Genomic DNA, 14,398 nt, shown 5'->3' with positions numbered 1-14,398 from the left:
CCTGTGTCTTCGCTATCCGGTTGCTCGGCACCGCCGGAAGGCGGCACCGAATCTGGCGAGACCACGAGACGGTGGAATCGCCCCTGCTGCGCGGGTCCTGCCAGATCCACGCGCAGCCCGCCGCGCTCCCGCAGCCGGGAGAGCGGTCAGAGCTTGGAGACCTGGTCGAACGAGAGCTCGACCGGGGTCTCGCGGCCGAAGATCGACACCAGCACCTTGAGCTTCTGTGCGTCGGCGTTGACCTCGTTGATGGTGGCCGGCAGCGTTGCGAACGGGCCGTCCATCACCGTGACGGACTCGCCGACCTCGAAGTCGACCTCGACCGCAGGCTTGGTGGCCGTGGCGGTCTGACCCGCAGCAGCCTTCTTGCCTGCTTCCGGCTTCTTCTCCTCGACCTGCGGTGCGAGGAACTTCAGCACGTCGTTGATGGTCAACGGGGACGGCTTGGAGGTGGCACCGACGAACCCGGTCACGCCCGGCGTGTTGCGCACGGCGCTCCACGACTGGTCGTTGAGATCCATCCGGACCAGGATGTAGCCGGGCAGCACCTTGCGCTGCACCATCTTACGCTGGCCGTTCTTGATCTCGGTGACCTCTTCGGTCGGCACCTCGACCTGGAAGATGTAGTCCTCGACGTCGAGCGTCTGAGCACGGGTCTCGAGGTTGGTCTTGACCTTGTTCTCGTAGCCCGCGTAGGAGTGGATCACGTACCACTCGCCGGGGGCGCGGCGCAGCGCGGCGCGCAGCTCCTCGACCGGGTCAGCTTCCTCGGCTTCAGCCTCGCCGGACGCGGCCTCGCCGTCAGCGGCCTGCTCGGCGTCGTCGGCGTTCTCCTCGGCGGAGTCGGTCTCCGGGGAATCGACTGCGCCGGCCTCTTCAGCCTCGACGTCCACGGCCTCGGCTTCGGCAGCCTCGGGCTGCACCTGCTCCTCGGTGAGGCCGGTGGCTTCCTGGGAGGTCTCCTCGTGCGAGGTCACAGTCGGTCTCGCTTCCTCTCGTGCGTTGCGTGCCGGGTCGTCGTTCCGCCTCCGGCACCACTTGGGCGGGACCGGAGGTTCAGCCAGCGCCGAACAGCCAGCCCACGCCCTTCGCGAAGAGCACGTCCACACCGGCGACGAACGCCACCATGATGCTGACGAACACCAGCACGACGAGCGTGTAGGTCATCAGCAGCTTGCGCGTCGGCCAGATGACCTTACGCAGCTCGGCGACGACCTCGCGCAGGAAGCGCCCGATCTTCCGGAACGGCGAAACCCGACCTTGCCGACCGTCCCGCGAGGGAGTCGGCCGACCCTTCGACTCAGTTGTGCGCGCCGAATCGGAACCCGATTCGGAGCGGGCGGAAGCACGACGCTCGCGCCGCGCCGCGGCGCTGGACGGGCGTGCGTTCTCGCGCGCACCGTCCTGGCCCTGCTCGCGGTCCTCGCTCACGACCATCCTCCGCTCACCGTCGCATCGACGCAGGGGTGACAGGACTTGAACCTGCAACCTGCGGTTTTGGAGACCGCTGCTCTGCCAATTGAGCTACACCCCTCTGCGGCCCGTGAAGCCCGACCGCAAAGTCGGGACGCCCTTCACCAGCCCTGAAACTCAGGTTTCAAGGTGCTCAGGCATCCCAAGTTCGAAAGTGTACGGCACGCGGAGAACGCTCTTCCAACGGCACCCCCCGTGTTGGCGAGAACACGACTTCGCCGCTGGTGAGCCGAGCGCTTCCGCAGGTCACTCGGGCAGGCGGACCGTCGCCGAAGCGCCGCCCAGCACGCCCTGATCGGCCGCGGAGGCGGTGATGCTGATCTTCACCGTGCCGTCGTCGTTGATCTTGGCGACCTTGCCGCTGAGCTTCACCAGGGCCCCGTCCGCGTCGTCCGGGACGACCACCGGCCGCGTGAACCGCACGCCGTAGCGCACGATCGCGCCCGGGTCCCCGGTCCACTCGCTCACCAACCGCCCGGCGACGGCCATCGTGAGCATCCCGTGCGCGATCACGTCCGGGAGCCCGACGTCCTCGGCGAACCGCTGGTTCCAGTGGATCGGGTTGAAGTCGCCCGAAGCCCCCGCGTAGCGGACCAGGTCGGAGCGCTCCAGCGGCACGCTCAGCGGCGGCAGCTGGTCCCCGACCTCGATCTCCGACAGCTTCACGTTCACGCCTCGGCTCCCCTCACCACGAGCATCGACGTAGCGGTGCACACGCTCTCGCCGTCCGTCGTCGCGATCTCCGCGCGCACGGTCAGGAAGTCGTTGCCCGCACGGGCCCTGATGTCATCGACGTGCGCGACCGTCACCAGCCGGTCGCCCGCGCGGATCGGCCGGTGGTGGACGAAGTCCTGCTGGCCGTGCACCACCCGGCTGTAGTCCAGGCCGAGCTGCTCGTCGCCCACGATCTGGTCCTGCGCGGCCATCGAGAGGATCACCGCGAAGGTCGGCGGGGCGATGACGTCGGGGTAGCCGGCGGCCTTGGCCGCGTCGACGTCGTGGTGCAGCGGGGAGTCGCCCTTGATCGCGCGGGCGAACTCGCGGATCTTCTCCCGACCCACCTCGTAGGGCTCGGTGGGCGGATATTCACGTCCGATGAATGACTGGTCGAGCGGCACGGGCGAAGGCTACTAGGTCCGAGCGAGATCGGCGCCGGCCGCTTTCCCGGACCCGACCCGGAACCGGGGACGAGAAGAGCCCGCCCCCTGCTCGGGGACGGGCTCTTGAAGGCGTTCGCGAAGGAACCGCTGGGGTCAGCGGGTCTCCTTGTGGAGCTTGTGCGTGCCGCAGTTCATGCAGAACTTCTTCATCTCCAAGCGGTCCGGGTTGTTGCGCCGGTTCTTGTTGGTGATGTAGTTGCGGTTCTTGCACTCCTCGCACGCCAGCGTGATCTTGGGTCGAACGTCGGTGGCGGCCACGGGGGTGCCTTTCTCTCGGTCGTAACAGGTCGGTTCGCTGGAGAGATCCTTGCGAACCCGTGACTGGTAGCGGTGGCCGGACTTGAACCGGCGACACAGCGATTATGAGCCGCTTGCTCTACCGACTGAGCTACACCGCCATGCCGAGGCCGCGGTGTGCACCGGTTGCCTCAAGCGACGCAGGATATCCCACGCAAAACAGCCACAGCACCCAGTTTACCGAGCACCGCGGCTGCCTTTCGAGCCCCAATACGGAATCGAACCGTAGACCTTCGCCTTACCATGGCGACGCTCTGCCGACTGAGCTATTGGGGCGTGCCCTTGCGGAGCGATTAGAACTTTACACACCTGCCGAACCCCTCTGAAACGGGGGGTGCGGTTTCGCGAAAACGCAGGTCACGGCCGCCCTTTCAGGCCACAGTACACCGGATCGGGCGAATTCGGACATCAGTGCAGGAGTGTGAGCACGGTCTCCTCGCGGCTGCCCCGATCGCGCTTCGTGCGGGCCTGCAGCCAGGCCTCGAAGCGGTCCTCGGACAGCGGGCGGGAGATCAGGTAGCCCTGGGCCACGTCGCAGCCCATCCCCACCAGCTGATCGCGCGCGGCGTCGTCCTCGACGCCCTCGGCGACCACGGCGAGGTCCAGGGAGTGACCGAGCTCGACGATCGTGCGGACCACCGCGAGATCGCTGAGATCGGTCCCCATGCCCAGCACGAAGCTCTTGTCGATCTTGACCTCGTCCACGGGCAGCTGCCGCAGGTAGGCCAGCGACGAGTAGCCGGTGCCGAAGTCGTCCACCGCGAGCACCACGCCCATCGCGTGCAGCCGGCGCAGGACCGGCAGCGACCGCTCCTTGTCGGCCATCACGCTGGACTCGGTGAGCTCCAGGGTGAGCAGTTCCGGCGGGATGTCGTGGCGTTCGAGCGCTTCGGCGACCCGGTCCGGGAAGGTTTCGTCCGCGAGGTTGCGGACCGACAGGTTCACCGCCACCGACATCCGCAGCCCGCGGTCGAGCCACTGCCGGATCTTGATCAGCGCGCATTCCATGACGAACGCTGTGAGCGCGTCGACCAGGCCGGTGGCCTCCACCAACGGCACGAACTCGTCGGGATCCAGCCGCCCGTACTCCGGGTGCGACCAGCGCACCAGCGCTTCCGCGCCGACGACGTGGCGCTCCGGGAGCGAGACCTTGGGCTGGTAGTGCACCTCGACCTGGCCCGTGTCCAGCGCCTGCCGGAACTGGGTGACCAGCTGGAATCGGCGTAGGAAGACCTGGCCCATGGCCGGGGCGTAGCAGCGCACCTCGTCCTCGCCGTTGCGCGCGGCCCGCACCGCCACGTCGGCGTGCTGCAGCAGCGTGTCGACGTCGGTCTCGGCCTCACCGTCGGCGGGCGCCGAGGAGGCGTAACCGGCAACTCCGGCCGCTTCGACGACTATCCGGTCCAGCGGGTAGGACATGGCGATCACTTCGCACACCCGCAACGCCACCTGGTGCGCCTGCTCCTCGGTGTGATCGAGCAGCAGCACCGCGAAGGAGTTGGCCTCCAAGCGGGCCAGCGGGGCGTCGCCGAGGGCTTCCCGCATCCGCTGTCCCGCGGCGACCACCATGCGGTCGCCCCAGGTGTAGCCGAGGGCCTCGCTGACCGTGGTGAGCAGGTCGAGATCGACCCGCAGCACCACCGCGGCGCGGCCGCTGCGGAGTTCGTCCCCGGAGATCTCGCGGAAGCCGGTGCGGTTGAGCAGGCCGGTCAGCGGATCGTGGTAGGCGTCGTGGCGCAGCCTGGCCAGCAGCCTGCGGTTGTCCATCGCGGTGGCCAGGTGGCTGGCGAGCGTGTGCAGCAGCCGCACGTCGGCGCGGCCGAACCCGCGCCAGCGGCTGACCCGGTCATGCACCTCGACGGCGCCGAGCAGCTGGCTGGCCCCGCGCAGCGGGACGACCAGCGCCTCGTAGGCGCCGCGCTGCCGGAGCACGCGGCGAACCTCCTCCGGCGCTTCGAGGGTCCGGAAGGAGCGGACGTGGCTGCCGGGGAGCTGCAGCAGCGGGTCGTCGCGCAGCGCGTCCGGCGCCGCCTCGATCGCGGCGTCCGGGAGGCCTTCACCCGCGACGAGCGTGGTGACCTCACCGCGCGGGTCCAGGCGCAGCCGCAGCACGACCCGGGTCGCGTTGAGCTGCTCGCGGATCCGCTCCGCGACGGGCTCCCACTCGCCGACCGGAACGGCCTGCTCGCCGACCGGGTCGGGCGCGGTCGGCGCACCCTGCCCGGAGCGGGCCACGCTGAGGCTGACGTCGCTGAGCGCTTCCAGGTCGCGCTGCTCGCGCAGCAGGTCGGAGTAGGCGCGGTAGAGACCGATCACGGCGACCGCGACGAGCCCGACCAGCAGCCAGCCCCACGGGGTGCCGATGGCGACCTCGTAGGCGATCAAGCCGACGGAGGTGTTGAGCAGGCCGACCGCCAGGGTGCGCGCGGCCAGTCGCGCGCCCGCGGCGACCTTCATCGCGCCGCCGAGCACGGTCAGCGCCGCCAGCGCGAAACCGCAGCTGATCAGCGGCGAGGTCAAGGTGCCCAGGACGGGTCCGAACCAGTCCGGGGCGACGCCGGCGAGGGCCTGGTTGACCGCGTTGGCGACCGCGAACGGGACCGCGATCTCCAGGCACAGCACGCCCGCGTTGTAGACGACGTGGGTGGCCGCGCGCCTGCCCACCTGGGCGCCGAGCCCGGCCAGCAGGTTCGCCGCGAGCACCACCTCGAAGGGCGCGGTGAGCAGTCCGAGCAGCAGCGGGATCTCGGTGAAGGAGATGGTCCAGCCGACGCGCTTGACGTCGACGTCGATGGTCAGCTGCTCGGCGAGCAGGAACCCGACGGCCAGCAGCGGACCGATGAACAGCAGCTCGGGGGTGTAGCGCTCGTGCAACCCGCCGGAGGTCAGCAGCGAGACGCACACGCCCGCCGCGAGCACCACGAAGGAGAAGATGCCGAACGTCCGCCGACGCACCGGATCGACTTCGGCTCTGACCGGTGGCCTGGTGGCTTCAAGACCGGGCTGCGGATCAAGGGAGCGGTGACGCTCGATCATCCACGCTCCTCCCGCTGGCGATACGGCCGTACCACATATGTGCGTACGCCGATCGTGACTGACAAGAGCACCGTTGGCCAGGGTCGAATGGACCTCCGAGCCCACTCCGGATGCACGCATCAGATGAGTTCAACCGGCGGGTGGCGCGAACCCTCTTCCCCCGACGACCTCGCTGACCTGCGGCGTTTTCGCCGAGCGCGCTGAGCGACAGAAATGCTTGTGCTTCTGACGGCTGAATCGCAACTTTGTGAGGATCACCGCAGCAACATCAGATCGCCCTCACGGTACGTGTTCGATTCCGCCACACGAAGTAGTCATTGAAGATCGAATTCGTCCAGGAAGTCACGCACCGCACGGTCCAGGTCGGCCAGACCGGACTCCTCGACGGGCAGGTGACCGGCTCCGCGCAGCGCTGCGGACCTCCTCGGCGCGGCGATCCGGCGGAAGAACTCCTCGGACAGCAGCGGGGGCGTCCAGTGGTCTTCGTCGGGGTGGGCGAGCAGCAGCGGGGTGCTCGTGAAGCGCTCGGGCGGAACGGCGGGCCCCGTGGCCAGGCAGCTGCGGGCGAAGCGCAGCGAGATCCAGCCGCCGCCTGCGAGCTCGTCGGCCCACACGAGGTTGGCGAACTGGCTCTGGTTGGCGGCGGCCGCGATGTTGACCATCCAGTGCACCGGGACACGCACGGCGGACAGCGGTTCCCGCACCAGGGACAGCAGACCGGCCCAGCGCGCCATCTCGGGTCGCGCGGCCAGCACCCGCCTGACCTCGTCCCGGCTCGGGTCGGCGAGGCAGGTCGCGATGACACCGTCGACCCGGGTGGTCGCGGCGACGTCGTAGGCGAGGCGACCACCGGTGCTCACCCCGAGCAGCACGACCGGTCGCGAGTCCCGCGCCTGCTCGCGCCGGACGAGGTCGCGGGCGCAGGCCACCCAGTCCGAGTACTTCGCGCCGAGCAGCGCCGTGCCGGTGAGGCCGAATCCGGGCAGGTCGGGTGCGATGTACTCGAGGTCGGCCAGCGCGGGCAGCCTGCCGTAGGGCGCGAGCATCCGCCCGTAGGTTCCGACTCCGTGCAGCGCGATGACCTTGGCGGGCGCGTCGGGCCGGTCCACGCGGTCGACGTGCACGTCCAGGCCGCGCCACCGCCACCGCTGCTCCTCGGGGGCGTTGGCGGCGCTCAGCCGCAGCGCGCCCGGGAAGAACGCCTGGTACCGCTGCCAGTGCAGGTGGTCGTGGTAACCGGGGCCGACGTCGGTGCCCGATCCTGGAGTCGATGGAGCGCTCGAAGGCACACCCCGAACATACGTAGTCGGAGCGACCGCGCGCATCGGGCGGGCACGCACCACGATCGACTACGAGCCCTGGCGCTTGATCCGGACGACCTGGCCTTCCAGGTCCAGCGGCCCGCGACCCTCGGATTCGCGGTCGTCCTCCTTGACCACGGCGTGGTGCGCGAGCTGTTCGAGCTGGTGCCTCGCCCCTGGGTTGAACAGGCCCTCGACACCCAGCACCGACGCGCCGACCGTGGCGCGCTCGGGCGCGTACGAGTGCGCGCGCTCGGAGTCCCGCAGCGCTTGCCGCCGCCGCGCACGTCCCACCCGGTCGATGGCCATGAACCACGCTAACCCGGCGAAGCACCCGGAGCACCGTCAATCGGCCGCGACTAAGGGGGCGTTTCAGAGTGCGGCGGAGCCGTTGCCTCAGGTGTGGGACTCAGCCCCGCACCGCCGCGGGTTCTCACACGTCGTCTGGCGAGTACGCCGCGACGCCGTGTATTGGCATACAAAAGGAGTGGCGCACGGAGTCCAGACGGCGTGTGAGGTTCCGCCACCCGCACCGCCAAGCAACGCGAGACCGCAAGAACCCCTAAGGTCAGGCCCGTGCAAGATCCGTACTTCGTGCAGGTGGACACGGCGGAGCTCGCGGATCTCACGCGAGCCCTGGAGCTGCTGGACGCCGAAGCACCGCTCAACCACCGCTACCGCAAGATGCTCACCGAGTCCCGCGAGCAGCTCGCCGCACCCCAGATCCGCCTCACCCAAGCCCGAGGCCTCGCGAAACGCCTCATGGTGCTGATCAAGGCAGCGGGCCCGGAGTTCCCCGGAACCCTCACCGCGGACGCCCTCGACACGCTGAAGGCGGGCGAGGCGCAAGCCAACGACCTGGTGTTCCGCCCAGAGGAAGCCTGACGCCGACCCCACCGAAGATCCCCGCCGAGCGGACTGTATTCTTTTTCCCGCAAGCCAGCGCAGCTGGTGCGCACGCCGGGTTGCCCGAGCGGCCAAAGGGAGCTGACTGTAAATCAGCCGGCATTGCCTTCAGAGGTTCGAATCCTCTACCCGGCACCCAGTCAAAACGGCCCCCTGACCAGCTACTAAGCGGTCAGGGGGCCGTTTCGCGTTGTCCGGCTGTGTACGGCTCCCACCGGCTCAGTACGACAGCTTCTGGACAATGTCTGGACACACCCACTGCGGCTTGACCGGTCGGCAGCACAGCGACGTCCGCGAGCTGAGCCGCAGTCCTTTCGGGCGCGGGCGTCACGTCGGAGACGAATTACGTCAGCGGGCACCCATCCGATATGCGGGGTGCCTCCGCCACCATCACCGAGCCGGACGCTGTAGCGGACCCCGGCAACCCATGAGCGCATGAGCCCGTCGAGGTCTACAACCACGCGGTTTGCTCACCCGGGGAAGGACACGGATCCGGCGGGGGCACGGGAGAGCCGGCCGAGGTCCACCCACACACCGGCGGCGAGCGCGAGCGGCACGATGAGCATGGGTCCGGCGTGGCCGCGCGAGTCGGTGAGACAGGTCGGGCGCCGACAGTTGCGAGTGCGCGCGAGTGGCGATCAACAAGGCGGTGGCGGTCGACGTATGGACGCGCCGGTGAGCGCAAGCACTGATCAGGTCGGGACGATGGTCTCGATCCACGCGGCGGCGTCACCACCGAAGCTCAGAACGCACTGGCGGCCTCGCGGGCTGAGCGCGACCCGCGCAGGCGTTCGCCGATACTCCCGCCACGCCTGCACCCGCACGAGTTCCAGCTCGACCAGCCGCCCCACTAGGTATTCCAGTTCGCCGGGCATTAATTTGTCCCCGGCAGTTTCGCCCAGGAACTCCAGGGGATCCGGCCCATGAGCCTGATCCGCCAGCCACAGCAGGAAAGCGCTGCTTGTCACATCACTCTCACCCATGCGTCCGGAGTACCACTCCCGCGCGCGGCACGGGCTCTCCGCCACTCCGCAGCCACCCAGGCGAGGGATCAGCCTCTCGCTTTTCGTTCCGCTCACAGCAAACCCGAACGGAATTCCTGTTCTCTTAGGCTAACCTTCGTTGCACAGCATACGAATTACGAATCCCTGGTTTTTCGAACTATTTTCGGTCGGCGCCACCCCGAATGGATTATGTAGCGGCTGCTTTACCCGAAAAGAGGTGTCACTCGTTGCGGGGGTTGGTGTTGTGTATTGAAACCGTCCCGGCTCCCGCACAGTCGGAGGGGCTCGGAATGCCGGTGGCCCGTCGAGGGGCCGGGCCAACGGCATTCCGCCCACCCCGACGAGGAAAGGGTGACCTACTCGTGTCGCACACCCCCGAATCCGGTGATCCCATCGAATTCCTATACCAATCCCGGGATTTCGCACAGTTGGCGGCGTCGCGGGCGGCGTCGCTGCCTGCTGAGGAGCTGCGACCAGAGTTGGCCGCTTACGGCCCGGTGATCACCAGCACCTTGGACGAGCTGTATTCCCTGCTCGACACGCTGTGGGACGCATCGAGCGGAGCACCGGTGAGCGCGCCCGAGATCGCCCAGCTCTCCTACGTGCAGCACGCCTTGGGTGTCGTGGTTGTGATCGCCCGCGCATGAGTCACCAACTCGATCTCGGATCACACGATCGTGGATAAGCCGGATGTGAGTCACACGGCCGGGAAAACACGGCATTAGGTTCATTCCTCGACGAGGATTTCCGACGTTCCATCCTCGTTGTACGTCCTGGGTGCGCTGTGTCGGTCCAGGACGGTCAGCAGGGCCCGATGAGGGGCGGGACCTGGGGTTGTTCCGAGCCGTGCCCGCGCGTGAGTCTGGGGCGGTGGAACAACGTGGCGAGGCGCTCCGCGCCCGTGCCTGGCGGAGTGGGGTGCCTCGCCCCCGAAAAGGATCGTGGTGCGGGGGCGCCCGAGGCGGCTCCCGTACCTCCATCCTGCTCGGATCACGGACAAGTCGTTGCGTGGGAGGAATGGGGCGGGCGCCCCTCGACCAACGCCCGCCCCGACTCAGCAGGACCCCTCGACGCCCCGCCCATCACACATGCCGTGTCACCCCAGTTCAGTAGACATGTGCGACGTGAATAGTCTGGTTTGCGGAGTGCCTAGGTGTTGTGCCCGAGTGCCGCCCCGAGCCGCTGACGCGCTGCCTGTTCCCCACCATCGAGACACTTCGCGTAGACCCGCAGAAGAACCCCAACGCTGTGTCCTGCCCACTCAGCGACCCTGGTCGGCTCCACTCCAGCGTTAAGCCAGGTCGACACTGCTGCGTGTCGCAGGTCGTAAGGGCGTCGGGCGAGCGGTGACCGCAGCACGCTCGGTTCAAACGCTTCCGTTCGAGCCTTCGCCCATGTCCGTCCGTAAACGGTGCTGGACAACCGGCCCCGATTCCGCCGCCCCCAGAACAACAGCCCGTCCGGGCCGACCCCGTAGCGCTCAAGGTGGCGGTGCAGATGCTCGGTCAGCTCAGGAGTGCACGGCACGCTACGCCCGACCTGATCCTCACGGTGCTTAAGCGAGCGTTCTTCTCCCGCACTCCCGCTATCCGTGTACACGCCCGAGACTTCGGGACTTGCCTTCTCAAGGACGATCTCTCCCCACCCACTTTCCGGGAGCGACAGGTTCCGCTTCCGGAGATTCGTGGCTTCTTCGGGGCGCAGAGCCGCGAAATACATGAGGGCGAAGAACGCCGTCAGCCTTGGAGCGATCTCGTCCACGGCCAGGATCAGCGTCCGAGCCTGGACCGGGTTGACCACGGACCGGCGGTCAACCTGCTTCAGCTTGACGCTTGCTCGCTTCACGCGGACCTCGTCCATGGGATTCTCGTCCAGTAGTTCCTTCTCAAGGAGGTAGCCAATCGCGTCCCGAAGGGCCGTCCTCCGCAGGCGGATCGTGTCCTGGGCTGCACGCTCTCCGTCTTGCCTGCGCTCCAGCCCTGCCAAGAGAGCGCGCAAAATCTCAGGGTCCGCGAGCTCAGACACCTTGCGGCTGTGAGCGGTCAACCATGACTCCGACGCAGCTGGGGCGTCGGCTTCACGAGTAGTCGGGTTGAGCGAACGGCGCAGAACTCGGTACAGCGACTTCGGTCCCTCCTCCCACTCGTCGGTCAACATCGCGGCCGAGACCGACACCATGCTGTCGATCAGGGATTTCCGAGACTTCGGCGCCAACTCTGTCCACTTCATGTCGATGAAATCCTGCGCGAACTTGAGCCACGGCGGGTTCGGGGAGTCCTTCATCAACATCCGCACCGGAAGGCCGGTTTCGAAGTCGAACGCTTCACCTTGGCGGGCGGCGCTGACCAACTGAGACCTGAAACTGTCCGCCTGCGTCGAGTTCTTGAAGGACTCTGTGTGCTCCGCGCGCTCGCCGTTCGGGCGCACGGTGTCCCAACGAACCTGGTAGCTGGTGACCTTCCCCTTCGCGTTCTTCCGACGCCGAATCGAGTAGATCTGAGCCTTGTACGTCGTCTTGCTCATGCGCACTCCCCTTCCAGGACGCTGAGCCAGTTCTCGAAAGCCGCGCGTCGAATGCGCAGCGAGCCGTTGGGGAGGCGCACGCATGCCGGCGCCCTTCCCTTCGCCCGCCAGTCATTCCAAGTGGACCGCGAGATCTGAAGCTCTCGGCAGAAGTCCTCAACGGTCATCCAGCTACCGATGCGCTTGCCTGCACCGGCGGCACGACCTCCGAATTGCGAGTCCTGAGCGTTGGTCATGCGATCCCCCTGGTGTTGATGACGCGTGGGGTAACTGACCCGTCCGTGCCGGTTCGGGTCCTCAGCGACAGGAATGGGCGCGTAGCGCGTTTCCATGTCTTGGTTCCTCCCCTGGTCGGGCACGTGCGTGCCCTGCCCGCGCTATGCGGGCTGGTGGGTGCGGTGGGTCTACGGAAGAAACGGAAGAACGGAAGAAGTCCGTGCATTCAGCGGGTGACCTGTGGTTTTGGTGGGTCGACTTCTTCCGGGGTGGCTACGGAAGAACTACGGAAGAAGTCGGGTGCGGGGACTTTTTCCGCACTTCTTCCGTATAGGGTGCGGAAGAACTCGCGGGGTTGTCTGTGCTGGTCAGGGTGGTTCGGCTGGGGGTTGTTCCGTTTCTCCGTTTGTTCCGTAGGACTGGCGGGCCTGGGGGCGGAGGGTGAAGCGGGTTCCGGGTCGGCCTCGGCCGCTGGCGGTGCGGGTTTCCTGGGTGACGATGCCGTCGCGGATGAGCAGGGCGAGGGTGTCGAAGGTCTGCTCGGCCGTTTTCTTGTTGCGTTTGGCGAAGAGGTTGTAGACGTCGGATTTGCTGCGGCCGGTCTCGCCGGCTTCGGCGAGCCAGGCCATGAGGCGTTCGACTTCTTCCTGGTCGTCGAGTTGGCCGTAGAGCCAGTGGATGGATTCCTCGGTGTAAGCCCACAGCGCACGGGCCGCGTGCAGGTGCTCGGCGTCCACGGCCTGGCTGCCGTCGATGAGGGCGTAGACCAGCGCGAGGCGCGGGATCATGGGCCGTCCACGGGCCAGCAGTGCGGTGACCGGGCCGTCCGGTCGGGGGCGGGCGAGTTCGCGGTAGATCGGCTCCCACACCTCGATCGCGGCCGGCGTGAACGGCACCTCACCGAGCCCGGAGAGCTTGCGCAGGCGGTCGGCGAGTTGGCCGGCGAGGTCGGTGACCATGCCGTCGGGGAGGTTGCCGCCCTCGGGGAGCAGCTGGGTGCGGCGGCTGGCCACGATGAGCATCCGGTTAAGCCCACCGCCGAACACCTCGGCGCTGGTCATGCGCTCGCGCAGCTCGCGCGGGGTGACGTGGCCGATGACGGTGATGCTGGGGTCGGTGGCGGTGACCGGGTTGGAGCGGGTGACCGATTGCAGGCTCTTGCCGTCCCAGGCCTCCCGCAGGGTCATCGACAGGGTGTTGCCCGAGCGCTCGAACTGGGCCAGCACCTTCGCGTACTCCTCCTCCACGACCAGTAGCCGCCGGTCGGCGCGTGGGGTGATGTCTCCGGTGTCGTCGTCTTTCTCGTCGGCAACCTGCTCAATCAGCCCCTCACCCGAAGACAGGCCCCGGACCGTTTTCAACGGCCAGTCGGTGGTCTTGGCGACCTCGCGGAACAACCGCTCGATGACCGCCTGCGCCGTGCCCTTCGCCCCGTCCGAGGTCCGGCCGGTGATCAGCGGCCACACCCGACCGGGATGGACGCAGTTGGCGCGGTAGAGGTAGGAACCAGTGCCCACCCACGCGCCGAAGCTCGACAGCAGGATCGCCAGCAGCGCCGCCGGATGAGCCTCGGTCGTCGGGGCGACCTCGCGGACGATGCGCCCCGCGGTGCCCTGCAACGCCGCAGGAGCGAGGTTGGGAAACCCGACCACCTGCAATGGGGTTTCGTCCTCACCGGCCGGCGTCGGGAACGGCACCACCCGGCCACCCTCGTCGGCCTCCTGGTGGAGGTGTTCTGCGCCGGTCATGCGGCCCTCCGGTACTCGATCACGTCGGTGACGTCCGGGGTGGTGTCACGCTGCCAGCGGGCCAGGTCGGCGGCCAAGCGCTGCCACAGGTCCACCAGCTCATCGCTGGGCTCGACCAAGGCGGGCAGCTGCTCGACCGAGGCGGTTTCGGCGGCCTGGGCCAGGCGCTGGGCGTGCTCGCCGACCGCGCGGCGATAGGCGGCTTCGAGAACCGCGGTGCGCAGGAACCAGCCGGCCTCCGGCCACGGCGCTTGCTGGTAGGTCTCAAACACCCACATCGCCACGCTGTGCACCTGATCCGCTGTTGCCAGCAGGCCACGACGGCGAGCCTCGGCAACCAACACCTGCGGGCCCGGCGGGATCCCCGCAGCGGTGACCCGCACGGCCAGCTCGAACACCACCTCCCGCACGCCATGACCGGCATCGGTAGGGCGCATCCCGGCCAGCAACTCACGGGCACGCTCGGCGGAGCAGCACATCAGGCAGCCCAGAAACGTCCGCACCGGGTCGAACTCGGTGTCGCCGTAAGGGTTCTCCAGCTTCGGCACGATCGGCCCTCCTTCGCTCGGGTTCGTCATGGCAGGCACCTCGTCAATGGCGGTGGTGGTTGGCGCGGTGGATACGGCGAGCGGCGTTGATGACCCGGCGGCCGGCACGGAGACGGAGTCCGGTGCCGCTGCAGGGCCGGCAGAGGCGGATGGCGCGCAGGAACGGGGAGCGCAATTTGCCGGTGC

At 68.0% G+C, this 14,398-nt stretch carries 15 protein-coding genes and 4 tRNA genes; 3 read left to right on the top strand and 16 right to left on the bottom strand.

What is annotated here, in order from left to right; all coding sequences use genetic code 11:
- Nucleotides 1-146: 146 nt before the first annotated feature.
- From nusG to ACYVF3_RS07995, 11 genes are all read right to left on the bottom strand, one after another.
- Nucleotides 147-977, bottom strand: coding sequence for a transcription termination/antitermination protein NusG (gene nusG / locus ACYVF3_RS08045; protein ID WP_461153548.1), 831 nt, complete (start codon nt 975-977; stop codon nt 147-149).
- Nucleotides 978-1,056: 79 nt separating this feature from the next.
- Nucleotides 1,057-1,431: a preprotein translocase subunit SecE gene (secE, locus tag ACYVF3_RS08040; RefSeq protein WP_145741365.1), complete on the bottom strand. Its 375-nt coding sequence runs from the start codon at nt 1,429-1,431 to the stop codon at nt 1,057-1,059.
- Nucleotides 1,432-1,461: 30 nt separating this feature from the next.
- Nucleotides 1,462-1,534 (bottom strand) — tRNA-Trp (locus ACYVF3_RS08035).
- A 185-nt stretch (nt 1,535-1,719) separates the two neighbouring features.
- Nucleotides 1,720-2,145, bottom strand: a complete 426-nt coding sequence (locus ACYVF3_RS08030; protein ID WP_461153547.1) for a MaoC family dehydratase — start codon at nt 2,143-2,145, stop codon at nt 1,720-1,722.
- Nucleotides 2,142-2,591 (bottom strand): FAS1-like dehydratase domain-containing protein, encoded by a 450-nt coding sequence (locus tag ACYVF3_RS08025; RefSeq protein ID WP_461153546.1) that lies wholly within the window; start codon nt 2,589-2,591, stop codon nt 2,142-2,144. The genes ACYVF3_RS08030 and ACYVF3_RS08025 overlap by 4 nt, the downstream gene beginning before the upstream one ends.
- Nucleotides 2,592-2,726: 135 nt before the next feature.
- Complete coding sequence (gene rpmG, locus ACYVF3_RS08020) at nt 2,727-2,891, bottom strand: 50S ribosomal protein L33 (RefSeq protein WP_132621563.1); 165 nt, start codon at nt 2,889-2,891, stop codon at nt 2,727-2,729.
- Nucleotides 2,892-2,955: 64 nt separating this feature from the next.
- Nucleotides 2,956-3,031 (bottom strand) — tRNA-Met (locus ACYVF3_RS08015).
- A gap of 102 nt (nt 3,032-3,133) precedes the next feature.
- Nucleotides 3,134-3,206: transfer RNA gene (locus tag ACYVF3_RS08010), tRNA-Thr, on the bottom strand.
- 132 nt (nt 3,207-3,338) lie between these two features.
- Nucleotides 3,339-5,966, bottom strand: coding sequence for a putative bifunctional diguanylate cyclase/phosphodiesterase (locus ACYVF3_RS08005; RefSeq protein ID WP_461153545.1), 2,628 nt, complete (start codon nt 5,964-5,966; stop codon nt 3,339-3,341).
- A 314-nt stretch (nt 5,967-6,280) separates the two neighbouring features.
- A complete protein-coding gene (locus ACYVF3_RS08000; RefSeq protein WP_461153544.1) occupies nt 6,281-7,255 on the bottom strand; it encodes an alpha/beta hydrolase in 975 nt (324 codons plus the stop codon).
- Nucleotides 7,256-7,315: 60 nt separating this feature from the next.
- Nucleotides 7,316-7,576 carry a hypothetical protein gene (locus tag ACYVF3_RS07995; RefSeq protein WP_461153543.1) on the bottom strand — a complete coding sequence of 87 codons (261 nt, stop codon included), beginning with the start codon at nt 7,574-7,576 and terminating at the stop codon, nt 7,316-7,318.
- Nucleotides 7,577-7,843: 267 nt separating this feature from the next.
- On the opposite strand from ACYVF3_RS07995, the gene ACYVF3_RS07990 reads away from it, so the two are divergent.
- Both ACYVF3_RS07990 and ACYVF3_RS07985 read left to right on the top strand, forming a co-directional pair.
- Nucleotides 7,844-8,152: a hypothetical protein gene (locus ACYVF3_RS07990; RefSeq protein WP_461153542.1), complete on the top strand. Its 309-nt coding sequence runs from the start codon at nt 7,844-7,846 to the stop codon at nt 8,150-8,152.
- A gap of 74 nt (nt 8,153-8,226) precedes the next feature.
- Nucleotides 8,227-8,308 (top strand) — tRNA-Tyr (locus tag ACYVF3_RS07985).
- A gap of 557 nt (nt 8,309-8,865) precedes the next feature.
- Here ACYVF3_RS07985 and ACYVF3_RS07980 read toward each other — a convergent pair.
- Nucleotides 8,866-9,156, bottom strand: a complete 291-nt coding sequence (locus tag ACYVF3_RS07980; RefSeq protein WP_461153541.1) for a hypothetical protein — start codon at nt 9,154-9,156, stop codon at nt 8,866-8,868.
- A 383-nt stretch (nt 9,157-9,539) separates the two neighbouring features.
- Here ACYVF3_RS07980 and ACYVF3_RS07975 point away from each other — a divergent pair, with 383 nt between their 5' ends.
- The gene (locus ACYVF3_RS07975) at nt 9,540-9,824 is read left to right on the top strand and encodes a hypothetical protein (RefSeq protein ID WP_461153540.1); all 285 of its coding nucleotides are present in this window, start codon (nt 9,540-9,542) and stop codon (nt 9,822-9,824) included.
- Between the two features lie 502 nt (nt 9,825-10,326).
- On the opposite strand, the gene ACYVF3_RS07970 is transcribed toward ACYVF3_RS07975, so the two are convergent.
- The 4 genes from ACYVF3_RS07970 to ACYVF3_RS07955 form a co-directional block, all read right to left on the bottom strand.
- Nucleotides 10,327-11,700 carry a tyrosine-type recombinase/integrase gene (locus ACYVF3_RS07970; RefSeq protein ID WP_461153539.1) on the bottom strand — a complete coding sequence of 458 codons (1,374 nt, stop codon included), beginning with the start codon at nt 11,698-11,700 and terminating at the stop codon, nt 10,327-10,329.
- Complete coding sequence (locus tag ACYVF3_RS07965; protein ID WP_461153538.1) at nt 11,697-12,032, bottom strand: helix-turn-helix transcriptional regulator; 336 nt, start codon at nt 12,030-12,032, stop codon at nt 11,697-11,699. Before ACYVF3_RS07965 ends, ACYVF3_RS07970 begins: the two co-directional genes overlap by 4 nt.
- A 252-nt stretch (nt 12,033-12,284) precedes the next feature.
- Nucleotides 12,285-13,664 (bottom strand): YfjI family protein, encoded by a 1,380-nt coding sequence (locus ACYVF3_RS07960; RefSeq protein ID WP_461153537.1) that lies wholly within the window; start codon nt 13,662-13,664, stop codon nt 12,285-12,287.
- The gene (locus ACYVF3_RS07955) at nt 13,661-14,242 is read right to left on the bottom strand and encodes a hypothetical protein (protein WP_461153536.1); all 582 of its coding nucleotides are present in this window, start codon (nt 14,240-14,242) and stop codon (nt 13,661-13,663) included. Before ACYVF3_RS07955 ends, ACYVF3_RS07960 begins: the two co-directional genes overlap by 4 nt.
- Between the last annotated feature and the right edge of the window lie 156 nt (nt 14,243-14,398).

The organism is Saccharopolyspora tripterygii (assembly GCF_054778355.1).
Note: the sequence above shows the minus strand (reverse complement) of the source record. Positions and strands in the feature narration are given on the sequence as shown.